This window comes from Kitasatospora sp. CB01950, from assembly GCF_001905465.1.
Taxonomy (GTDB): domain Bacteria; phylum Actinomycetota; class Actinomycetes; order Streptomycetales; family Streptomycetaceae; genus Kitasatospora.
This window is the reverse complement of the sequence record NZ_LISX01000016.1, coordinates 39189-61588: the sequence shown is the minus strand read 5'-3', so window position 1 is coordinate 61588 and position 22400 is coordinate 39189. Positions and strand designations below refer to the sequence as shown.

Here is a 22400-nt window from a genome sequence, read left to right as displayed (position 1 = left end):
CCGTGCCCGCGCTCCCGAGGGTGCGCGGGCGTACGCCGAAGGCCGGGTCCGACGGACCGGGCGTTGGATACCTTCCAATTCTCGGGCGCGAGCAACCGAGCGGCAATGATGAAATGACAAAGCCCGCCCGGAACCGGCCTAATTGCCCGACATGTCCCCGGCCCGTCGCAGGGCCATTCGGCTGACCCTCCGGTGAGCGAGGCGCGTACGGGCGGAAGCCGTCCGGTGAACGGGGCCCGGCATCCGGGGACGCCCGCAGGCCCGGACGGCCGGTGAGTCGGATCGCATCGCCCTCACCCCCGGACGGCCAGGACGAGGGGGAGCACCGCCGTGGCGCCGGCCTGGCGGAGCAGGCGGGCCGCGACCGTCAGCGTCCAACCCGAATCGACCAGGTCGTCGACCAGCAGGACCGGGCCGGGAGTCGCGGCCAGGGTGTCGGCCAGACCCGGGGAGAGCGCGAGTGTTCCGGCGACCGAGCGCAGCCGCTGGGCGCTGTTGCTGCGCGGCCCGTGCGGGGGTTCCCCAGTGGCGTATCCGACTCGGCCGAGCAGCGGCATCCGGCCGATCGAGGCGATGCCACCGGCGAGGTCCGACACCAGCTGTGGTCGAGTCGCGGAGTCCAGGGCGACCACGCCGATCGGGCGCTCCAGTCGGGTGCCGTCCGGACCGGCCGGGCCCGCCCAGCCGCCCGGGCCGCGTGCCCAGTCCGCCACCACGCCGACCACGGCGTCCAGCACCTCGCGCGGCAGCGGGCCGTCCGGGGCGCGCTCGTCGAGCAGCGCGCGCAGCCGAGTGCCCCAGCCGATGTCGGAGAGCCTGCCGAGGGCGCGCCCCGGCTCGGCCTGCTGGGTGGCCGGGATGCGCCCCCGCAGCGGGATGCCGAGGGACTCCATGCCGGTCGGCCACATCCGCCTGGTCTCGAAGGAGACGCCGGGGCGGCCGAGGGCGGCGCGGGCCGCACCGGTGGCCTCGGCGGACACCTCGGTGGAGTGCTGGGCCCGGGCGCACCGGTCGCAGCGCCCGCAGGGCGCCGCCTCCGGGTCGTCGAGCTGGCGTCGGAGGAACTCCATCCGGCAGCCCTCGGTCGCGATGTAGTCCCGCATCGCCTGCTGCTCGGCCGCGCGGGCCTTGGAGACCTTTGCGTACCGCTCGGCGTCGTACTGCCACGGCCGACCGGTGGACTCCCAGCCGCCCCGCACCCGGCGGACCGCGCCGTCCACGTCGAGCACCTTGAGCATGGTCTCCAACCGGCTGCGGCGGAGGTCGACGGAGGTCTCCAGGGCCGCCGTGGAGAGCGGTCGGCCGGCTTCGGCCAGCGCGGCCAGCGTCCGGCGGACCTGCTCCTCGGCGGGGAAGCCGATCGAGGCGAAGTACCGCCAGATCGCCTCGTCCTCCCGACCGGGGAGCAGCAGCACCTCGGCGCGGTCGACGCCACGGCCGGCTCGGCCGACCTGCTGGTAGTAGGCGATCGGGGAGCTCGGCGAGCCGAGGTGGACCACGAAGCCGAGATCCGGTTTGTCGAAGCCCATGCCGAGTGCGGAGGTGGCGACCAGGGCCTTGACCCGGTTGGCCAGCAGGGCCGCCTCGGCCTCGCGGCGTTCGGCGTCCTCCGTCCGGCCGGAGTAGGAGGCGACCGGATAGCCGCGCTCGCGCAGGAACTCGGTGACCTCCTCGGCGGCGGCGACCGTCAGGGTGTAGATGATGCCGGAGCCGGGGAGGTCGGCCAGGTGGTCGGCGAGCCACGCCAGCCGGTGCGCCGGGTCGGGCAGCGACAGCACCGAGAGGCTGAGACTCTCCCGGTCCAGCGGGCCGCGCAGCACCAGGGCCTGCGCGTCACCGACGCCGGTGCCGAGCTGCTCCGCGACATCCGCGGTGACGCGGGCGTTGGCCGTCGCGGTGGTCGCCAGCACCGGGACGCCGGGGGAGAGCTCGGCGAGCATGGTGCGCAGCCGCCGGTAGTCGGGCCGGAAGTCGTGGCCCCAGTCGGAGATGCAGTGCGCCTCGTCCACCACCAGCAGGCCGGTGGAGGCGGCGAGCTTGGGCAGCACGTGGTCGCGGAAGTCGGGGTTGTTGAGCCGCTCCGGGCTGACCAGCAGGACATCGACCCGGCCGTCGGCGACCTCCTGCTGGATCTCCTCCCACTCCTCCGGGTTGGCCGAGTTGATCGTCCGGGCGTGGATGCCCGCCCGGGCGGCCGATTCGACCTGATTGCGCATCAGCGCCAGCAGCGGGGAGACGATCACCGTCGGGCCGGCGCCGCGCTGCCGGAGCAGCGCCGTGGCGATGAAGTAGACAGCGGACTTGCCCCAACCGGTGCGCTGCACCACCAGGGCGCGGCGACTGTCCACCACCAGGGCCTCGATGGCCTTCCACTGGTCCTCGCGCAGCGTCGCGGCGGGTCCGGCGAGGCTGTGCAGCACGGCTTCCGCGGCAGCCCGGACGGCTTCGCGGTCGGCTGGAGTGGTCGGGTGGAGTTCGCGCGTCTGCATGAGGTCATGGATACCGTGCTTCACGGACGGACCGCGAATGGCAGGCTGTGGATAACCCGGATCTTGTCGGTTGATATGCCGCCAAATGGGGCCGTTCGGGCCGGAATTGTCCGCCATTAGGGGTAGCTGATGCTGAACCCCCCGGTTTATCCACAGGGTGAGCGAAATATCCGCGGTGGTGGCGGAATCGGGTCCAGTCTTTCCGCCATGACCGCAGACGACCGCACCACCAAGCCCTCCCCGCGCCCCGGCCACCTCCCGGTCCGGCTGCGCGGCCCCGCCGACATGGCGGAGATGCTCCCCTACCTGCTGGGTTTCTTCCCCGACGACAGCATCGTCGCGGTGGGCCTGCAGGGCCCCGCGCTCGACCAGGGCGGGGTGATCCGGATCGACATCCCGGCGGATCCGGAGTCCTGGGAGCGGACCGCCGAAGAATCCGCCCGGCTGCTGATCGAGCTGTCCGAACAGCGCGACCGCCGCCCCGCCCAAGTGCTGCTGTACCTGTGCCGGGATCCCGACGAGGGCACGCCCGGGCCGGAGGGAGGACAGGCCGTGCTGGCGGAGCTCCGCCCGCTGGCGGCCGCACTCGTCCGGGCCTTCCAGGACGAGCAGGTGATCGTCAAGGAGGCACTCTGCGTCTCCGCCGGCCACTGGTGGTCCTTCCTGTGCACCGGAGTCGACTGCTGTCCGCCGGACGGCACTCCGGTCCGTGCCGCCCACCAGCCCAGCCCACTTGCCGTCGCGGCCACCTTCGCGGGCCTCGCCCCGAGGGGCAGCCGCAGGGCGATCGTGTCCGGCCTGGCCCCGGTGGGCCCGCCGCTCTGCGAGGTGCAGCGCCGCGCGCTGGAGGATGCCGGGCCGCCGTTCATCCGCGAGCTGGCCGGTCCCGACGGCCGCCATACGGCAGTCGAGCGCACCGACGAGCTGCTTGCCAGCGCGATGGCCGAGTTCCGCAGCGGCGCCCGGGAGCTCGACACCAGACGGACGGCCCGCATCCTGATCGGCCTGCAGGACAAACTCGGCCGCGACCGCGCCGCCGAATACGTCGAACCGCACGAACTCGCCGCGGCCCAGAAGCTCTGGCGGTACCTCGTCCAACGCTGCGTCGACCCGTTCGAGCACCTCGCCGCCCCGCCGATGACCCTGCTGGCCTGGACGTCCTGGCTGGCCGACGACCCCGCCACGGCACGGGTCGTGCTGGCCAGGGCACTGGAGCTCGACCCGGGCTACACCCTGGCCCAACTGCTCTACGAATCGCTGAACGCCGGCATCGCCCCGGAGGCCCTGCTCCGGGTGGTTCGGAGCGAACGCGCCGGCCGGCTGCGCCGGGCCGGGATCCGGCGACACCCCGAGCTCCCGCCGCCCGGCGGTTCCTCGCGGGGGCCTGCCGCCCCGCCCGTGCCCGCGCCCCGCGCCGATGCCGATCCGGCGCAGGACTCCGGGGCCGGGCGGAGCGAAGCCGGGGCGGAGCGGGCGTGTTCCGAGCCCGGGCCGGTCGGCTCCGAGCCCGGCGAGGACGGCAGCCCAGCCGGCGGTCGGCCGACAGCCTCGGCCGACGCCGTGTCAGCCGCCGTCCGCCGCCTCGGCCGCGAGCGCCGACCGTGCCGTCTCAGGGCCGTGCCGCCCCTGATCCCCAGGCCCCGCTGCGGGGACCCTCGACACCGGCAGTCCACCGGAGGCTGACATGCGTACGTTCATCTCCCGCCCGCGCGGCGAGCGGCTAGATCTCGCCGCGGGCCATCCCCATCAGACGGGCCAGCACCCGGCGGCCGCTCACCCGGACGCCGTCGTGCTCCCACTCGTTGGTGATCCACGTCCGCAGGCCGGCCACCGCGTCCGCGGTCTCCAGCGAGTGCGCCGTGTCCACGTACATGTCGTCGTGGTACACCGCCGCGTACACCGGTACCTGGTTCGCAGCCAGGCGCTGCGGGTCGTACAGGTCGGGCCAGTCGGTGCGCTCGGCCAGCAGCTGCGCCGCCTCGCGCAGCGGTCGCAGCGACGGGTCGGTCTCGAACATCCAGGGGTAGATCATCTCGCCGGTGAGCAGCACCGGCCCGTCCCCGGCGAGCGCCGCCACGGCGTCGAACTCCGGAAACTCCTTGCGCACCCGCTCCGCCGACCAGTCGGTGGTTCCGGAGTCGACCGAGCGCTGCCCGTAGATCGACTCGTGCAGCACGGCGTACAGCGGCCCGTGGGCGAAGGACAGGTGGGACTGCGCCCCTGCCAGGAAGGTGTCGGAGAGTTCCGGCCCGTCCGGTCCCTCCACCCAGGCCTCCTCCAGCAGGTAGTGCAGGACGTAGGAGCCGGTGCCGCTGCCCAGCATCATGCCCAGCGCCTGGAACGCCTCGACAGTGAGCACCCCGCCGTCCGGCAGGGGCGCGGGCCGCTCGATCAGGTGCGCCGCGATTCGCCGTACCGCCGCCACGTCCTGGGGGAACCGCGCGTAGTGCCCGGCGTTCTTGCGGGCGACGCGCGGGTACGCCGCGCGGTAGACCTCGTCCGCCGAACGGCGGAGACCGGCCAGCCCACCGGTGACGAACGCTTCTCGCAGGCCCTCCGGGGCCAGCGAGAGGTAGGTGAGGGTGCAGAAGCCGCCGAAGCTCTGCCCCAGCAGGCTCCACCGGCCGTCCTCGCCCAGCAGCTGGCGGCGGATCAGCTCGGCGTCCCGGACGATCGAGTCGGCGCGAAAATGCGCCAGGTAGTCGGCCTGGCAGCGGGCGTCGCCGCGACGGGCCAGGGTCTGCCGGTTGGCGGGGGTGGATCGGCCGGTGCCGCGCTGGTCGAGCAGCAGCACTCGGTGGTCGTCGAGCGCCCGGTCCAGCCAACCGTCCCGGCCCAGCGGCCGGTTGGCCTTGCCGCCCGGACCGCCCTGCAGGTACAGCAGCCACGGAAGCTCGTCGTGCTCGCGTCCGGCGGCCACCACCTCGCGGGCGTAGACCTTGATCGCCTCGCCGCCCGGAGCTCCGTGGTCCAACGGCACCCGGAAGACGTGGTCCGTGGTGACGATCCCGGGGATGCGGCTGGGGGAGGACATGCAACTCCTAGGTATGAGCAGGTCACAGGCTGGTTGCGTGGCCGGTCACCGAGGTCACCGATGGTTCCGGCATCGTGCTCGCACCGTATCCTGACGGCGGACAGGAGCCGCCGGGGGGCGTCCGCCACATGCGGAGAACCCCGAACGGCGCCACGACACAGCGGGCACCCCGGGTGTCGGCCGCAGACCGCCGAAGGACCGACGGCGCGTGGCCGCATTCGACCGGAGGTCCGCCGGACGGGCGTGACCTGGGGCAGGTGTGCTGCGTTCAACCTGCGGAACGCCATCACCCGAACCGGCACAGCCGGGCCGGCGGCCAGGGCGACCGCACCGGGCACCGGTCACGTGTCGCTCGACCCGGCGCGACCGGGCCACGGGCGGCCTTGGCGTCCGGACCGGGCCACCACCCCGGCCGGGGCGGAGCACCGGCGATCCGGTCCCGCCCAGGTCGGAGCCGCGTGTTCCGGCGGCAGAGCAGCACAGTCCGCGATCGAGCACGCTCGCGGCCGGCCGAGCCCGCAGCCGTCGGCCGGTCGAGGGGAGGAGAGCCTGGTGACCGAGTCAAGGCCACCCCAAGCAGCGTCCCAACCGCTGCCACCCGCCAACCCGCCCGCACCGGGCGGCGATCCGGTGCCGACCGGAGCCTCGGCTCCCGCTGTTCCCCCACACCTGGCCGGCCCGCCGTACCCCCGCCAGGCCACACCCCCGTTCGGCACGCCCACCGGCGCCCCGGTACCCACCGGCCACGCCTCCGGAACGCCCGGGGCAGGCACGGCCGTTCCCGGTGCCCAGACGGCCGGGGTCCAAGCGCCCGGCACCCCGGCGCACGGCACACCGCTCGCCGGGACCGCCCAGCAGCACGGGGCCCCGCTCGCCACACTCCCGTACGGCACACCCGTGCCGCACCCGCCGGGGGCCACGCCGCCGTACGGCACGCTCACCACGCCCACGCCCTACGCGCCGGGAGCCACCCCGCCCTACGGCACTCCGACCCCGCCGTACGGCACCCCGACCCGGCCGGGCCCCGGCGCGCCGGCACCGGGTGCGACGGCAGCCGGGCGCGGTGGGGTGGGCGTGCGGTCGGAGCAGGTGGCCGGTGCGGCCGCTCCCGCGGCGGGCCGGCAGCCGGGTCCGGCGGTGGCCCCACGGCCGCAGCCCTCGGCGGCGCACGACATCCTGTGCGTCAACGCCCCGAGTATGGCGACCTCCGGCCCGGACGGGCAGCTCCGCGGCCAGAGCCTGCACGGCTTCTTCCGGCACGGGGTACGCGCCCTGGCCCGGATGGAGCTGCGGCTCGGCGGCATGGAACCGGTGCCGCTCCAGGGCACCCTGACGTCTGCGGCGGCGGCGCGCTTCGTCGGCTCGGTCCGAGTGCCGGGTGATCTCGATCCGGATCCGGCGCTGACGGTCGAACGGCTGCGGCACGCCGACGGCGCAGAGACGGTGACAGTCCGGAACACCGGCGCCCGCCCAGCCCGCCTCCCGCTGGAGATCGCCCTCGGTACCGACCTGGGCCAGCTCACCGAGATCGCGGCGGGCCGACGCTCGCCCGACCTGCCGGGCCAGGTCCAGTCCTCGGGCCTGCGCTGGGCCGGGCAGGGGCGCGCGGCCACCGTCAGCGCCCGCCCCTCCCCGCACGCGGTACTGGCCGGCGCGGGCGTGCTCCGATGGGACTTGGAGGTCCAGCCCGGGGCCCGTTGGTCCGTGGACCTGCAGGTCGAGCTGGAGGCCCCGTCGACCGGACGTCCGCCGACGGGGCGCGGCCCGGGTGTGCCACTGCCGTGGTCCGAGCCGGAGGTCCGGGCCGACGACCGCCGCGCCGCACGCCTCGTCGGCCGCGCCCTGGACACGCTGAGCGGGCTGCTGCTCGCGGACGCGGACCGTCCGACCGACCTCTACACCGCGTCGGGTGCACCCTGGCGTTTCGGCCTCACCGCTGCGGACGCGCTCTGGGCGGCCAGGATGACGCTGCCGCTCGGCACCCGGCTCGCGGCCGGAACGCTCCGCGCGACGGCCCGCCGCCAGCACCTCGCGCCCCAGCCACCGGCAGGGGCAGGGGCAGGGGCAGGCACCGCCCGCCCGGCCGAGGGCGGCCCTGCCGACGGTGCGTCGAGCCCGTCGACGACCGGCCCGTTGCAGGCCGCGGGCCCGTCGGCGGCAGGTGGCACCGGCGGTGCTCCGGCAGCGCCGCCCACTGCGGCCCAGAGCGCGGGCAACCCGTCGGCCGCCGGCACCGAGAGCGGGTCGCCGGCGCAGGCGATGGACGGCGTGATCCCCGGGCCGCTGCGGCACGGCGGCCCCGAGCTGCCGGCGAGTTGCACGGCCACGGAAGCGACCCTGCTGTTCGTCACCGTGCTGGCGGAGGCCTGGCGTTGGGGCATGCCCCGGGCCGAGGTCGCCGAGCTGCTCCCGGCCGCGGAGCGTGCCCTCGGGGCGCTGCGCGCCGCGGTGGCGGAGGGGCCGGACGGTCCGGTCGGGTTCGTCACCGACCTCGGGCGGACGGCGGAGGAGCGGGTCGTGCGGCCGAGTCCGGCCCGGTGTGAGGTCCAGGCGCAGGCACACCGCGCGGCGCTCCAGGGAGCGGACCTGCTGGAGGCGTTCGACCGCCCCGGAGCAGCCGAGTGGCGGGCCTGGGCGGCCGAGTTGAGGGAACGGTTCCGCGAGCAGTTCTGGATCGACGACCTGTCGGGCGGCCGTCCGGCGGCCGCACTGCTGGCGCCGGACCGGCCGGTGCCGGCCTTCGCCTCCACCCTGGTCCACCTGTTCGACGTCGGCCTGGCCGCCGAGGGCGAACTGCACGAGGGCCTGCTCGACCGGGAGCAGACCAGGTTGCTCGCACAACGGCTGGTGACGCCCGAACTCGACTGCGGGTGGGGCCTGCGGACGTTGAGCGCGAAGTCCCCGCGGTTCAACCCGCTGGGGCACCGCAGCGGCGTGGTGCGGGTGCAGGAGACCGCGCTCGCGGTGAGCGGATTGGTGGACGCCGGGTTCGAGCGGGAGGCCGAGATCCTGCTCGAAGGCCTGCTGGAGGCGTCGGCGCACTTCGAGTACCGGCTGCCGGAGATGTACGCGGGCGAGCAGAAGGTCGCCGACTGCCCACCGGTGCCGCACCCGGCGGCCTGCCGTCCGGCCGCGATGTCGGCGGCCGCAGCGGTTCACCTGGTGCTCTCGCTGGCCGGCGTCAGGCCGGACGTCCCGTCAGGGCGGGTGGCCACCCACCCGGCGACCACCGCACCCCTGGGCGCCCTGGAACTGACGGGCCTGCGGGTGGCCGGGGAGCCGTTCTCGGTCCGGGTCAGCCGGATCGGTGTCGCGGTGGTCGAGGAGGCGCCCTCGTTCCTGCAACTGACCGCCAGCTGACCGCCCGCAGGCGGCACGGCAGGCGGGAAGGCGAAGGGAAGGAAACGGGAAGGGAGTGGGCCGGAGGCGGCGGGAGAGGCGGCGAAGGAGGCCGGAAAAGGTTCGTGGTCTGTGATTATCGTCAGAGAGACGACTAAGATCGGCGGCATGTCGCGTTATGACCCGTCGGCCTTCCCCCCGTTCGCAGTCACGGTTGACCTGGTGGTGCTGACGGTGCGCGACCATGAGTTGTGCGCCCTGCTGGTGAAGCGTGGCGAGGCACCGTTCCAGGGCTACTGGGCGCTGCCCGGTGGGTTTGTGCGGCCCGACGAGGGTCTGGCCGAGGCGGCGTCCCGGGAGCTGGCGGAGGAGACGGGGCTGCGGGCACAGTCCGCGCCGGGCCAGGTGCTGGCCGGGCAGAACCCGTTCGGTGCGCACCTGGAGCAGCTGGCCACCTACGGGCACCCGCAGCGCGACCCGCGGATGCGGGTGGTGAGCGTCGCGTACTTGGTGCTCGCTCCCGACCTGCCCTCGCCCCGCGCGGGCGGCGACGCGAGCAGCGCCCGGTGGGCGCCGGTCAGTGAACTGTTCGGCGAGGACCGGAACGACGGCGAGCTGCTGGCCTTCGACCACGGGCAGATCCTGGCGGACGGCGTGGAGCGGGCCAGGTCGAAGATCGAGTACTCCTCGCTGGCGACGGCCTTCTGCCCGCCGGAGTTCACCGTCGGCGAGCTGCGCCGGGTGTACGAGGCGGTGTGGGGCGTGGTGCTGGACCCACGGAACTTCCACCGCAAGGTCACCGGCACCCCCGGCTTCCTGCTGCCCTCCGGCGGCACGACGACCCGTCAGGGCGGCCGTCCCGCCCAGCTGTTCACCGCCGGCGGGGCCACCGTGCTCAACCCGCCGATGCTCCGTCCCGAAGCGTGAGCCCGTGAGCCATGCGCGCTGAGCGCTGAGCTCGAGGGCTCGGGGGCTCGCCAGGGGTCGAGGGCTCGGAGGGTTCGTGGGGGAGGCGTCAGTGGCGTGAGAGCGCTGTCCCCTGTTCGGGTGAGCTCGGCGCTAACACCGTCCACGATCCATCCGGAATGCCTGGTTTCACCGCTTCCGCGTCCTACTGTGCTGGCTCAGGCATGGCGGACGAACGCCGGCCTGTCGGCGGGCGAGGGAGCGGGCGGCGATGATCCAGATCACCGGACTGACCAAGACGTACCGGAGGGGCCACCCCCCGGCGGTCCTGGACCTGACCTTCGACGCCCGTCCAGGGATGATCACCACGCTGCTCGGGGGCGAGGGGGCGGGCAAGTCCACCGCGTTCCGGCTGATGGTGGAACTCGAACGCGGCCACGGCCTCACCCTGTTCGACGGGCGCACTTATCGGCGGATCCGGCGTCCGGAGCGGGAGATCGGCGTGCTGTTCTCCTCCGGCAGGCCCGAGGCGGGACATCCGGGCCAGCGGGCCCGGGCGCACCTGCGGATGCTGGCGGGGGCGGTCGGCGTCCCGACGCGGCGGGCCGACGACCTGATGGAACAGGTCCGCCTCGCCCCTGTCGCCGACCACCGGATCAGCACCTTCTCGCCCGGAATGCACCGCCGCCTCGCCCTGGCCGCCGCGCTGCTCGGCGACCCCACGACGCTGCTGCTGGACGCCCCGGCCGAGGGCCTGTCCCCGCGCAGCGAGGAGTGGCTGCACGGCTTCCTGCGGTCCTTCGCGCTGACCGGCGGCACCGTGCTGGTGTCCACCCGCAGCCCGGAGGAGGCCGCCGCGCTCGCCGACCGGGTGGTCACCCTGGACGCGGGCCGACTGGCCGCCGACCAGCCCGTCGTGGAGTTCCGCCGCACCCGGCTGCACCCCGAAGTCCTGGTCCGGGGCCCGCAGATGGCCCGCCTCGCGGACCTGCTGGTCGCCCAGGGCGCGCAGGTCCGCCGGGAGAGCGGCGTCGGCATCGCGGTGAGCGGCATCGGTCGCACCGAGATCGGCGAACTCGCCTACCGCAACGGCGTCCTGCTGCACGAGCTGGCCGACCGGGTGATGCAGCGTCCGCTCTCGTTCCCGGCCGCCCTGCCCAGCGGCTCGGGCCACTCCGGCGAGGTGGTGATCCGGACGGTCCGTCAGCTCGCCGGCGAGCGGAACGCCGGTGAGCAACTCCCCGTCGCCCAGCGGACCGCCACGGTCGGCCGCCCGGCCGCCGCCCCCGGCGACGAGCGGTCCGACGAGCGGTCCGACAAGCGGACCGACGAGCGGACCGTCGAGCACCGTGCCCGCGGACACCGTGCCCTACAGGCCGGCCGCTGGGCCGCCGCCGCCCTCGCGCCCGACCAGTCGGCCCGGCCCGCCCCGTCGGCCCCGCCCGAGGCCCCCGCCGTCGACCTCACCCGGCGGACGCCCCGCGGCGCCTCCGCGCTCGGTCGGCCGTCCGCCGACATTGCCTCCGTGCCCGCCCCAACTCCCGCTGAGCCCAAGCCGGTTGTGATCGATGCCGAGCAGCTGGCCGCCAATCCGACCGACGCGGAGCTGCTGACTCCCGCCCGGATCGCGGGAGTCGGCCACGCACCCACTCCAGGCCGGACCTCCGGACGCGCTCCGACACCGGCCCCGGCGTCGGACCAGGACGGGTCGCAGGTACGCCTTCGGCCCGTCCACGCCACCGAGTTGCGCTCGGCAGGGCAATTCGGCCAGACGGGCCACGCAGGGTCGGTGGCAGGTCCGGTGGCAGGCCGGGCGCAGGCGGTGGCGGGCGAGGGCGGGGCGAGTGCGGTGCGCAGGCGTGCCGTCGGTGATGAGAACGGGAGTGAGTGAGACCGTGCGCTTGGTGGCTTGTGAGGTGCGTCGGCTGCGCGGGGTGCGCTCCACGTGGGTGGTGGTCGCGGCGGTGCTGCTGCTGAACGCGGCGCTGGCCGCGGTGTCGGCCCGCCGTTTCCCGGCAGGGGAGTTGACGGCGACGGGCGCGGTGCGCGCGATGGCGGGCGTGGCCCCGTGGCTGCCGCTCCCGCTGACGGCGCTGGGTGCGGCGGTGCTCGGCGCGCTGGTGTACAGCAACGAGATGCGCTGGCCGGGGCTGGCCGCGTCCCGGGTCAACCCGGTCCGCCGGTTCGGCGCGCTGCTGGCGAAACTGCTGGTGGTCGGTGCGTCGGCGGTCCTGCTGGCGGTGCTGACGCTCGCGGTGAACACCCTGGTGGTCCGGTTCGCGCTGCCCGCCGCGGTGGACGCCTCGGCGCTGCTGTCCCTCCCGCACCCCGCGGAGCTGACCGCCCTTCCGGGCCTGGCACCCGCCCCGGCGGCGGGGCCGTTCGCGGTGGGCGGGGTCGGTCGCCCGCTCCCGGCGTACCTGGCGTTGGCGGTGGCCGGCGGCTGGGCGGGCCTGCTGCTGACGGCCCTGGTGCGCAGCGCCCTCGTCGGAGTGCTGCTCACCGGCGCGACGCCCGCCCTGCTGGAACCCACCGCGGGTCTGCTGCTGCACCGCCTCGGCCTCAACTGGCCGGTGTGGATACGGGAGTTGCTGCCCTTCCAGTACGGCCTGAACGTGGTGCGGGTGGCGGCCGACCGGACGGCGGCGGCGTTGGACGGCATGGTGATCGCCGCCCTGCTGGCCCCGGCCGCCCTGCTGGTGCTGGCCGTGCTGGTGGCCCAGCTCCGTCGTCGCGCGTTGTAACCCCCACGGCTGTCGGCCCCTTCGGCACCCGGGGCTGAGGACCCGACAGTCGAGCCGGTCCCGTCTCCGCGCGGACCCCCGTGGACCCCCGCGGACCTCGCGGAGCCCGGTCGAAGCGGTGTCCGGAATGGCAGTTGAATCCGCGCCGGGATGACCGATATGCGCATTTCTTGCTGATAAGAAGTCAATTATCCAGACGCGGCCGATCACCCTTTCGTGTGCTTTTCAGGAGAATGCTCAAGACGGCCCCGCCGATCGCCGACAAAGGATGGCGTGAGTACCCTTGCGCACCCCACCGTGACCGCCGCTCGCCAGGCCGAGTCGATCTCCGCCTCCGAGCTGGACCGTTTCCCGTACGCCGACCGCCCGATGCCGCCCGCCCCCCGCTGGGAGGGGGCGGAGCACGACCTCGCCCGGGCCGGCCGGAAGACCACCAGCAGCCGCGGCCGCGGCCTGCACGGCCAGCTGGTCCAGCAGCTCGGCCAGATGATCGTCTCCGGAGACCTGGGCGCCGACCGCCCGCTGGTGCCGGAGGAGATCGGCCAGCGCTTCGAGGTCTCCCGCACCGTGGTGCGCGAGTCGCTCCGGGTGCTGGAGGCCAAGGGCCTGGTCTCGGCCCGGCCGAACGTCGGCACCCGGGTCCGCCCGGTCAGCGACTGGAACCTGCTGGACCCCGACATCATCGAGTGGCGCGCGTTCGGCCCGCAGCGCGACGAGCAGCGCCGCGAGCTGTTCGAGCTGCGCTGGGCGATCGAGCCGCTGGCCGCCCGCCTCGCCGCCGGCCACGGCCGGGAGGACGTCCAGCACCGGCTGGCCGAGCTGACCGAGATCATGGCCCAGGCCGGCAGCCAGGGCGACCTGGTCAGCTACGCCCGCGCCGACGCCGAGCTGCACAGCCTGGTGCTGCAGATGGCGGGGAACCGGATGCTGGAGCACCTGTCCGGGATCGTGGCGGGCGCCCTCCAGGTGTCCGGCGGCGCCGGCACCACCTGCGAGCGCCCGTCCGAGACCTCGGTCGGCCTGCACAGCCGGCTGGTCGACGCGCTCGGCACCGGGGACGGCACCGCCGCCGAGGCCGCCGTCCGCGCGCTGCTCACCGTTCACCCGGACGTCGAGCACGCCGTTCCGGCCCCGCGGGAGCACTGAGCGGTCCGGCCGAGTCCAGCCCCGCCCGTTCCGAAACGGATGGCCCTTCTGCTGCTCCACCCGCAGCCGGGGGGCCATCGGCGTGTCGCGTCCCACACAGTTGCCCCGGACACACCGTCGGAGGCCCCGGACGCACCGTCGGAGGCCCGTGCCGGCCCGGTGCGAACGCCTCGTGGAGCCGGTCGCCGATAGGCCGCCCGGGGGCAGCCGGTACCGGCCGCCGGGTGGTGTGACGGGCGCCACGACGGGCATGCGTAACACTTGAGTGGCGGCAGCGATGTGTACGGAGCGGAAGCAGCTCCGGAATAACCACCACAGGCCAGATGGCTGTGTTGGTGCGCGGCGCTGCTGCCGTCCTGCAGACCCCGATCATCGTCCACCCACCCGAGTCGCTCGGGTGGTCGGTGCGGGATCGTCCACTCATCGTCCGAGAGGTTGTTCGTGTCGGCCAGCACATCCCGTTCGCTTCCCCCCGAGATCGCCGAGTCCGCGGCACTGCTGGCGCTCATCGAGCGGGGCAAGGCCCAGGGGCAGATCGCCGGTGACGACGTGCGCCACGCGTTCGAGGCGGACCAGATCCCGGTCACCAAGTGGAAGAACGTCATGCGCAGCCTCAACCAGGTGCTGATTGAGGAGGGGGTGGAGCTGATGGTCAGCGCGGCCGAGCCGGCCGGCGCCAAGCGCAAGAGCGTCGCGGCCAAGAGCACCACCAAGCGCACTGCGACCAAGGCGGTCACCACCCGCACGCCGGTCGCCCAGACCAAGCCCCCGGTGCGGATCGCCCCCGGCGCGCCCGCCCCGACCGTGGCCGTGGCCGCCGCCGTGACGACCAGTGAGGTCACCGTCGTCGAGACCATCGGTCTCGCCGAGGCCCGCACGGTCGCCAAGAAGGCCGCCCCGGCGAAGAAGGCGGTGGCCAAGAAGGCCGCCGCCCCCGCGAAGAAGACCGCCGCCAAGAAGACCGCTGCGGCCGGCAAGGCCGGCGCCAAGGGCGACGAGGACATGGTCGGCGGGGAAGAGCTCCTCGAAGACGTGGCTCTGCCCAGTGACGGCAAGGAAGAAGGCCCCGAGGAGGAGTCGGACCAGGGCTTCGTGCTCTCCGACGACGACGAGGACGACGCCCCGGCGCAGCAGGTCGCGGTGGCCGGCGCCACCGCCGACCCGGTCAAGGACTACCTGAAGCAGATCGGCAAGGTCCCGCTGCTCAACGCCGAACAGGAGGTCGAGCTCGCAAAGCGGATCGAGGCCGGCCTGTTCGCCGAGGACAAGCTGAGCCAGGCCGACAAGCTCGCCCCGAAGCTCAAGCGCGAGCTGGAGATCATCGCCGAGGACGGCCGCCGCGCCAAGAACCACCTGCTGGAGGCCAACCTCCGCCTGGTGGTCTCGCTGGCCAAGCGCTACACCGGCCGCGGCATGCTGTTCCTGGACCTGATCCAGGAGGGCAACCTCGGTCTGATCCGTGCGGTCGAGAAGTTCGACTACACCAAGGGCTACAAGTTCTCCACCTACGCGACCTGGTGGATCCGGCAGGCGATCACCCGCGCCATGGCCGACCAGGCCCGCACCATCCGCATCCCGGTGCACATGGTCGAGGTCATCAACAAGCTCGCCCGCGTGCAGCGCCAGATGCTCCAGGACCTGGGCCGCGAGCCCACCCCGGAGGAGCTGGCCAAGGAACTCGACATGACCCCGGAGAAGGTCATCGAGGTCCAGAAGTACGGCCGTGAGCCGATCTCGCTGCACACCCCGCTCGGCGAGGACGGCGACAGCGAGTTCGGTGACCTGATCGAGGACTCCGAGGCGGTCGTCCCGGCCGACGCGGTCTCCTTCACCCTGCTCCAGGAGCAGCTGCACTCGGTGCTGGACACCCTCTCCGAGCGCGAGGCGGGCGTGGTCTCGATGCGCTTCGGCCTGACCGACGGTCAGCCGAAGACGCTGGACGAGATCGGCAAGGTCTACGGCGTGACGCGCGAGCGCATCCGCCAGATCGAGTCCAAGACCATGTCGAAGCTGCGCCACCCGTCGCGTTCGCAGGTGCTGCGCGACTACCTGGACTGACAGTTCGCCACCTGGACGGGCCCCTTCGCCACCGGCGGAGGGGCCCGTTCGCATGTCCGGACGTCGCCCGATGGAGTGGACGGCGTGGGCTGGGGCGGCACGGTGGGTAAGCAGGTGACTACGCTGGGCAGGTTGCCCCATTCCGAGCGGTGCGACGACGCCCCAGCGCATTCCCGTCCGCACGCCGAAACCCCTGGAGAACCCGGTGCCCTTCCTGGACCCGCCCGCGCCCCGGCGCCGCCGTCGGGCGGTCGCACTCGTCGCCGTGGCCGCTCTGCCCGTCCCGCTGGTCGCGCTGGGGGCGGCCGCTCCGGCTGCCGCGCAGCGGCGGATCGTGGGGGGAACGGGCACCAGCACGGGCGACCACCCGTGGATGGTGGCGCTGTCCAGCCGTCCGCAGTTCGGCTCGTCCCGCTCCGGGCAGTTCTGCGGCGGGGCGCTGGTCACGCCGACGAAGGTGGTGACGGCCGCGCACTGCTTCTACGACGAGACCACCGGCCGGCCGACCCAGCGGCCCGCGCTGCGGGTCATCGTCGGGCGGGACGACCTGCGGGGCAGCGCGGGGAAGGAGGTGGCGGTCGACGGGGTGTGGATCGAGCCGGGCTACAGCTTCGCCGCGAACAGCCGGGACGTGGCGGTGCTCACGCTGGCCGAGCCGCAGAACGACCGGCAGCTGCTGGAAATGGTCGGCCCGGGCGAGAACCCGCCGTACGCGGTGGGCACTCCGGCGACGGTGTTCGGCTGGGGCGACACCCGAGGCAACGGAACGTACTCGAACACGCTGCGGCAGGTGACGGTGCCGATCATCTCGGACGCCGCCTGCGGGCACGCCTACCCGGGCGGGCCGGACAGCGCGTACGACGCGCGCAGCATGGTGTGCGCCGGGGAGGACCGGGGCGGCAAGGACGCCTGCCAGGGCGACAGCGGCGGTCCGCTGGTGGTGGGCGGGCGGCTGGCCGGCCTGGTGTCCTGGGGCGCCGGGTGTGCGGAGGCCGAGCACCCGGGGGTCTACACCCGGATCTCCGCGGTCGCGGAGTCCGTGCAGAACGTGCTGTGACATGGCCGACACGACCTGCCGCGGCGGCCGGGCAAACGCCACGGCCGGGCGGCCCGCCCCGAAGGGAGGGCCGCCCGGCCGTTCAAGCAGCTCGGGAGATGGGCGGGAGCGTCAGCGCTCGCCCTCGGTAGCCGTTGCCGAGGTGCCGGAGAGGCGGTTGCTCTCGTCGTGTATCTCCACGGCGATCTTCTTGAGCTCGGGCTCGAACTTACGCCCGTGGTGGGCGCAGAACAGCAGCTCTCCACCGCTGGAAAGGACGACGCGCAGGTAGGCCTGAGCGCCGCAACGGTCGCAGCGGTCTGCCGCGGTGAGCGGGCTCGCAGGGGTCAGAACAGTAGTCACGTCGCCTCTTCTCTAGCTCGACGAGCTGTGTACCAGGATCAACATCCAACCAGGTCGAATTCGTTCCCGCTCGTGGCTTTTCTCTTTGAGGATTCTGCTGTCTCGTTGATGAGGACGTGCCCCGGGCACCGGTGGTTCATGCGTACCGATTCCGATGGTCCGCCAATCACCTCGAACGCCCGACCGAGCCGGGGGGCGAGGTCCGCGTAGCATAATCCTCCGCTGGGGTGGAGCATAAGCCCCGTCCCGGACCCCGTTTGACCGCATCACAGCAGCTCCGCCGCCCTCCCCGGCCGTCCAGGTCCGCCAGGACCCGTGGTGTCGGCAGGAGATGGCAGGGTGAGGGCCGCGTCCGCGGCGGGAGCCGTGTTCGCGCAGCGCGTACAAGGCGTGCGGGCCTCGGCGGCCGAAGTCTCAGTTGCTGAGAGCATGCGGGGTGTCCGTCAACATCGTGGAGGAGTGCAGAGCGTGAGTGGAGAAAAGACCGTCCCGTCCTCACTGGTGACCGGCGAGGGCGGGTCCGACTACACCGCGCGGCATCTGCTCGTCCTCGAAGGGCTGGAGGCGGTCCGCAAGCGGCCGGGCATGTACATCGGGTCGACGGACAGTCGCGGTCTGATGCACTGCCTGTGGGAGATCATCGACAACTCGGTCGACGAGGCGCTCGGCGGCTTCTGCGACCGGATCGACGTGCTGCTGCACCAGGACGGCTCGGTCGAGGTGCGGGACAACGGCCGCGGCATCCCGGTGGACGTGGAGCCCAAGACCGGGCTGTCCGGCGTCGAGGTGGTGCTGACCAAACTGCACGCGGGCGGAAAGTTCGGCGGCGGCTCGTACGCGGCCTCCGGCGGCCTGCACGGCGTCGGCGCCTCGGTGGTGAACGCCCTGTCCGCCCGGCTGGACGTGGAGGTGGACCGCTCCGGCACCACCCACTCGATCAGCTTCCGGCGCGGCACCCCCGGTGTGTTCGCCGAGGACGGCCCGGACACGACGTTCACGGCCGGCAGCGGGCTGACCAAGAAGGGCCGGTTCGCCAAGACCCGCACCGGCACCCGGATCCGCTACTGGGCGGACCGGCAGATCTTCCTCAAGGACGCCAAGCTCTCGCTGGAGTCGCTGCACGCCCGGGCCCGGCAGACCGCGTTCCTGGTGCCCGGCCTGACCATCGTGGTCCGTGACGAGCGGCTGACGGAGAGCGAGCAGGTCCAGGAGGAGACCTTCCGCTTCGACGGCGGCATCAGCGAGTTCTGCGAGTTCCTCGCCCCCGACCGCCCGGTCTCCGACGTGCTGCGGCTGCGCGGCGAGGGCACCTTCAAGGAGACCGTCCCGGTGCTCGACGAGCTCGGGCACATGACCCCCACCGAGGTCACCCGGGAACTCGGGGTGGACATCGCGCTGCGCTGGGGCGCCGGTTACGACAGCACGCTGCGCTCCTTCGTCAACATCATCGCCACCCCCAAGGGCGGCACCCACGTCAACGGCTTCGAGCGGCAGCTCGCCAAGACCGTCAACGAGGTGCTGCGGTCCAGCAAGTTGCTGCGGGTCGCCGAGGACGACGTCACCAAGGACGACGCGCTGGAGGGCCTGACCGCGGTGGTCACCGTCCGGCTGGCCGAGCCGCAGTTCGAGGGGCAGACCAAGGAGGTGCTGGGCACCTCGGCGGCCAACCGGATCGTGGCGGCCGTGGTGGCCAAGGAGTTGAAGAGCTTCCTCACCTCCGCCAAGAAGGACGAGAAGCTCCAGGCCCGGGCCGTGCTGGAGAAGGTCGTGGCCGCCGCCCGCACCCGGGTCGCCGCCCGGCAGCACAAGGAGGCGCAGCGCCGGAAGACCGCGCTGGAGACCTCCTCGCTGCCCGCCAAGCTGGCCGACTGCCGCAGCGACGACGTCGACCGCAGCGAACTGTTCATCGTCGAGGGCGACTCGGCGCTGGGCACCGCCAAGCTGGCCCGCAACTCCGAGTTCCAGGCGCTGCTGCCGATCCGCGGCAAGATCCTGAACGTCCAGAAGGCGTCGGTGAGCGACATGCTCAAGAACGCCGAGTGCGCGGCCATCATCCAGGTCATAGGAGCGGGCTCCGGCCGCACCTTCGACATCGACCAGGCCCGCTACGGCAAGGTCATCTTCATGGCCGACGCCGACGTCGACGGCTCGCACATCCGCACCCTGCTGCTGACGCTGTTCCACCGCTACATGCGGCCGATGGTCGAGCAGGGCCGGGTGTTCGCCGCCGTGCCGCCGCTGCACCGGATCGAGCTGACCAACCCCAAGCGCGGCCAGGAGAAGTACCACTACACCTACTCGGACGCCGAACTGCGGCGCACCCTGCTGGAGTTCCAGGGCAAGGGGCTGCGCTGGAAGGACCCGATCCAGCGCTACAAGGGCCTCGGCGAGATGGACGCCGACCAGCTGGCGGAGACCACCGTGGACCCGCGGCACCGGATCCTGCGCCGGATCAACCTGGGCGACCTGGAGTCCGCGGAGAAGACCTTCGACCTGCTGATGGGCAACGACGTCGCGCCGCGGCGGGAGTTCATCGTGGACTCGGCGGCGACCCTGGACCGGTCCCGGATCGACGCCTGAGCAGACCCGCGCGAAAGGGCTCTCCACCCACGGGTGGAGAGCCCTTTCCGTCTGCGGTTCCACCCCCGCTCCGAGGATTCGGCGGCCCGTCCTCCGTAGATTTCGTGGTGTCGAGAACACCCCGCCCAGGAGGCACCCGAAATGACCGCCCTGTCCAACGTCCTGATCGCCGTCGCCGTGATCGTCCTGGTGGTGGGCCGGCAGCTGCGGGCCCGCCGGCTGGACACCGAACGCCGGTTCTGGCTGCTGCCGCTGATCCTCGCCGCGGTCGCGCTGCGCGACCCGGTGCTGATCGACCCGGCCCACAAGGGCGCCGCCGCCCTGATCCTGGCCGGCTCGCTGGTCACCACCGTGGGCATGGGCTGCGCCTGGGGCTGGACGATGCGGCTCTGGCGCGACCAGGAGGGCCAGTTGTGGACCCAGGGTTCCGTCGCCACGGTGTTCGCCTGGGTCGGCGCGATCGTGATCCGGATCGGCTGGTACGGCGTCGGCACCGCGCTGCACGTCCACCAGTCCACCAGCGTGCTGATGCTGTCGCTCGGCCTGCTGCTGCTGGTCCGCTCGGCCGCCGTCAGCTGGCGGGCCCGCCGGCTGGACGACCACAAGCACACCCTGGCCGCCTGACGGAACGCCGGCACCGTGCCGCCGACCCCACCGGGTGTCGGCGGCACCGGCATTGAGAGAGGATCGTTCGGTGAGCACCCTGGAACGCTGGACCCGCTGGCCGGCCGGAGGCGTCCCGATCCGGGAGCACCACTCGCGGGCCCGGCTGGTGCTGGGGTTCGTCGGCCGCTTCGGCCTGCTGTCGACGGTGGTCTTCGGCACCTTCGCCGAACAGCACTACGCGGGCTGGCGGTTGCTGCCGCCGATCCTCTGGATCCTCACCGCCACCGGACTGTTCACCGGCTGGTTCTTCTTCTGCCGGGCGCAGCGGCTGTGGCAGGCGCTGGGCTGCGCGGCCGGGCTGCTGGTGGTCGCGGGGCTGGCCGACGACGGCGGGGCGAAGACCCTGGCCTCGATGATCTGGTACGGCCTCGCGGTGCTCGCGGTGATCCGCCTGCCGCTGGCCGCGGGGCTGCTCACCGCCGCTGCCGCACTGGCGGGTTACGGCCTGAGCTCGGGTGAGTCGCTGCTGGTGATGCTGGTCGTCGCGGGCGGCCTCGGGCTGCTCGGCTACCTGCTGCGCCTGGACACCCAGGCCCGCTCCGCGCAGCGCGCGCTGCTGGCCCAGGAGCGGGCCGCGCAGGCGGCGAAGGCGGAGTCGGCGGCGCTCGCCGAGCGGGCCAGGATCGCCCGGGAGATCCACGACGTGCTGGCGCACAGCCTGTCCGCGCAGCTGGTGCACCTGGAGGCGGCCCGGCTGATGCTGGACGCCGGAGCCGAACGGGCCGAGGTCCGCGAACGGGTGGTCGCCGCCCGGCGGATGGCCCAGGACGGGCTGGCCGAGACCCGGCAGGCGCTGTCCGCGCTGCGCGGCGAGTTCGCCCCCGTCGCCGAGTTCGTGGCCGAGCTGGCCGCGCAGTCCGGGGCCGAGCTGACGGTGGACGGGGTGCCCCGGCCGGTGTCCGCAGAGGCCGGGCTGGCGGTGCGCCGCACCGCGCAGGAGGCGCTGACCAACGCCCGCAAGCACGCGCCGGGCGGCCGGGTCGACGTCCGCCTCGGCTACCTGGACGGCTCGGTGGAGCTGACGGTGCGCAACTCCGGTGCCCCGCGCGGTGCGGACCCGATGCTGGGGGACAGCGGGAGCGGGTACGGTCTGCTCGGGATGCGCGAACGCGCGGAGTTGCTCGGCGGCGAACTGCTGGCGGGCCCCGAGGACGGAGGGTGGCGCGTGCTGCTGCGGGTGCCGGCGTGACGGGTACGGAGATGACGGGCGGGCCGATCCGGGTGGTGGTCGCCGACGACCAGACCGTGGTCCGCGAGGGCATCGTGATGCTGCTGGGGCTGCTGCCGGGCATCACGGTGGTCGGCTCGGCGGCGGACGGCGAGGAGGCGCTGCGGCTGGTCGCCGAACACGCCCCCGACGTGGTGCTGATGGACCTGCGGATGCCGCGCTGCGACGGGGTGGAGGCCACCCGCCGGGTGCGCGCCGAGTACCCGGGCACCGAGGTGGTGGTGCTCACCACCTACGCCGACGACGACTCGCTGTTCTCCGCCCTGCAGGCGGGGGCGCGCGGCTTCCTGACCAAGGACGCGGGCGCGGAGGAGATCGCCCGCGCGGTGGCGGACGTCCGTTCGGGCGCGGCCGGGCTCTCCCCGCAGGTCCAACTGCGGCTGCTGGAACGCCTGTCGGGCACGCCGACCGCCCCGGTCGCCCCGGCCGAGCCGGCGCGGCCGGTCGCGGAGCAGCGGCCCGGGGCCGCGCCGAAGGCCGAGCCCGGGCGGGCCGGTCGGGTGGTGCTGCCGGACGGGCTGACCCAACGGGAGGCCGAGGTGCTGGCGTTGATCGCGTCCGGACTGTCCAACGCGGAGATCGCCGAGAGGTTGTTCGTCAGCCCCGCAACGGTGAAAACCCATATCAACAACCTTTTCGCCAAGACGGCCGTTCGGGACCGTGCGCAGGCCGTTGCGTACGCCTTCAAGCATGGAATTTCAGAAGGTTGGTGAACGTACCGCCCTTTCGCGGCATAGGCTGAACGTATCTTCACTGGTTTCCTTGTGTGGTTTGTGACGCTCCATCATGGTTCGGTCGTAGTGGCCGAAAT

Annotated in this window: 15 protein-coding genes; 12 read left to right on the top strand and 3 right to left on the bottom strand. The window is 73.4% G+C overall.

Translation table 11 applies throughout. The features are described 5' to 3' along the window. Positions 1-293 precede the first annotated feature (293 nt). Positions 294-2489 (bottom strand): RecQ family ATP-dependent DNA helicase, encoded by a 2196-nt coding sequence (locus AMK19_RS29725; protein ID WP_073817489.1) that lies wholly within the window; start codon positions 2487-2489, stop codon positions 294-296. Between the two features lie 207 nt (positions 2490-2696). Between AMK19_RS29725 and AMK19_RS29720 the strand changes: the two genes are divergently transcribed. Beyond that, positions 2697-4172, top strand: coding sequence for a DUF4192 domain-containing protein (locus tag AMK19_RS29720; RefSeq protein WP_073817486.1), 1476 nt, complete (start codon positions 2697-2699; stop codon positions 4170-4172). Between the two features lie 37 nt (positions 4173-4209). Here the strand turns inward: AMK19_RS29720 and AMK19_RS29715 are convergent, their stop codons facing one another. After that, positions 4210-5523: an alpha/beta fold hydrolase gene (locus AMK19_RS29715; protein WP_073817482.1), complete on the bottom strand. Its 1314-nt coding sequence runs from the start codon at positions 5521-5523 to the stop codon at positions 4210-4212. Positions 5524-6420: 897 nt separating this feature from the next. On the opposite strand from AMK19_RS29715, the gene AMK19_RS29710 reads away from it, so the two are divergent. From AMK19_RS29710 to AMK19_RS29680, 7 genes are all read left to right on the top strand, one after another. Next, entirely contained in the window at positions 6421-8883 is a 2463-nt protein-coding gene (locus AMK19_RS29710) for an amylo-alpha-1,6-glucosidase (RefSeq protein ID WP_241844646.1), read from the top strand. 147 nt (positions 8884-9030) lie between these two features. After that, a complete protein-coding gene (locus AMK19_RS29705) occupies positions 9031-9789 on the top strand; it encodes an NUDIX hydrolase (RefSeq protein WP_073817478.1) in 759 nt (252 codons plus the stop codon). A 250-nt stretch (positions 9790-10039) separates the two neighbouring features. Continuing rightward, complete coding sequence (locus AMK19_RS38305) at positions 10040-11659, top strand: ATP-binding cassette domain-containing protein (RefSeq protein ID WP_073817473.1); 1620 nt, start codon at positions 10040-10042, stop codon at positions 11657-11659. Further along, positions 11652-12512: a hypothetical protein gene (locus AMK19_RS29695; RefSeq protein ID WP_143200464.1), complete on the top strand. Its 861-nt coding sequence runs from the start codon at positions 11652-11654 to the stop codon at positions 12510-12512. Before AMK19_RS38305 ends, AMK19_RS29695 begins: the two co-directional genes overlap by 8 nt. Positions 12513-12785: 273 nt before the next feature. After that, the gene (locus AMK19_RS29690) at positions 12786-13658 is read left to right on the top strand and encodes a FadR/GntR family transcriptional regulator (RefSeq protein ID WP_073817465.1); all 873 of its coding nucleotides are present in this window, start codon (positions 12786-12788) and stop codon (positions 13656-13658) included. 435 nt (positions 13659-14093) lie between these two features. Then, complete coding sequence (locus AMK19_RS29685) at positions 14094-15716, top strand: RNA polymerase sigma factor (protein WP_073817461.1); 1623 nt, start codon at positions 14094-14096, stop codon at positions 15714-15716. A gap of 205 nt (positions 15717-15921) precedes the next feature. Further along, positions 15922-16773, top strand: coding sequence for a S1 family peptidase (locus AMK19_RS29680; RefSeq protein WP_083647478.1), 852 nt, complete (start codon positions 15922-15924; stop codon positions 16771-16773). Positions 16774-16884: 111 nt separating this feature from the next. On the opposite strand, the gene AMK19_RS29675 is transcribed toward AMK19_RS29680, so the two are convergent. Further along, entirely contained in the window at positions 16885-17115 is a 231-nt protein-coding gene (locus AMK19_RS29675) for a DUF7455 domain-containing protein (protein WP_073817457.1), read from the bottom strand. A 429-nt stretch (positions 17116-17544) separates the two neighbouring features. Here AMK19_RS29675 and AMK19_RS29670 point away from each other — a divergent pair, with 429 nt between their 5' ends. From AMK19_RS29670 to AMK19_RS29655, 4 genes are all read left to right on the top strand, one after another. Then, positions 17545-19695 carry a DNA gyrase/topoisomerase IV subunit B gene (locus tag AMK19_RS29670; RefSeq protein ID WP_443135053.1) on the top strand — a complete coding sequence of 717 codons (2151 nt, stop codon included), beginning with the start codon at positions 17545-17547 and terminating at the stop codon, positions 19693-19695. A 141-nt stretch (positions 19696-19836) separates the two neighbouring features. Beyond that, a complete protein-coding gene (locus AMK19_RS29665) occupies positions 19837-20319 on the top strand; it encodes a CcdC protein domain-containing protein (RefSeq protein ID WP_073817451.1) in 483 nt (160 codons plus the stop codon). 70 nt (positions 20320-20389) lie between these two features. Beyond that, positions 20390-21550, top strand: a complete 1161-nt coding sequence (locus tag AMK19_RS29660; RefSeq protein ID WP_198953494.1) for a sensor histidine kinase — start codon at positions 20390-20392, stop codon at positions 21548-21550. An 11-nt stretch (positions 21551-21561) separates the two neighbouring features. After that, on the top strand, positions 21562-22302 hold the full coding sequence (locus tag AMK19_RS29655; RefSeq protein ID WP_073817447.1) for a response regulator transcription factor: 741 nt from the start codon (positions 21562-21564) through the stop codon (positions 22300-22302). Positions 22303-22400: the final 98 nt, after the last annotated feature.

Excerpts from the sequence above, each read along its gene's own strand:
- AMK19_RS29655 (WP_073817447.1), top strand. The coding sequence starts at position 21,562 with ATGACGGGCGGGCCGATCCGGGTGGTGGTCGCCGACGACCAGACCGTG.
- AMK19_RS29715 (WP_073817482.1), bottom strand. The coding sequence starts at position 5,523 with ATGTCCTCCCCCAGCCGCATCCCCGGGATCGTCACCACGGACCACGTC.
- AMK19_RS29720 (WP_073817486.1), top strand. The coding sequence starts at position 2,697 with ATGACCGCAGACGACCGCACCACCAAGCCCTCCCCGCGCCCCGGCCAC.
- AMK19_RS29725 (WP_073817489.1), bottom strand. The coding sequence starts at position 2,489 with ATGCAGACGCGCGAACTCCACCCGACCACTCCAGCCGACCGCGAAGCC.
- AMK19_RS29705 (WP_073817478.1), top strand. The coding sequence starts at position 9,031 with ATGTCGCGTTATGACCCGTCGGCCTTCCCCCCGTTCGCAGTCACGGTT.
- AMK19_RS29665 (WP_073817451.1), top strand. The coding sequence starts at position 19,837 with ATGACCGCCCTGTCCAACGTCCTGATCGCCGTCGCCGTGATCGTCCTG.
- AMK19_RS29670 (WP_443135053.1), top strand. The coding sequence starts at position 17,545 with ATGCGGGGTGTCCGTCAACATCGTGGAGGAGTGCAGAGCGTGAGTGGA.
- AMK19_RS38305 (WP_073817473.1), top strand. The coding sequence starts at position 10,040 with ATGATCCAGATCACCGGACTGACCAAGACGTACCGGAGGGGCCACCCC.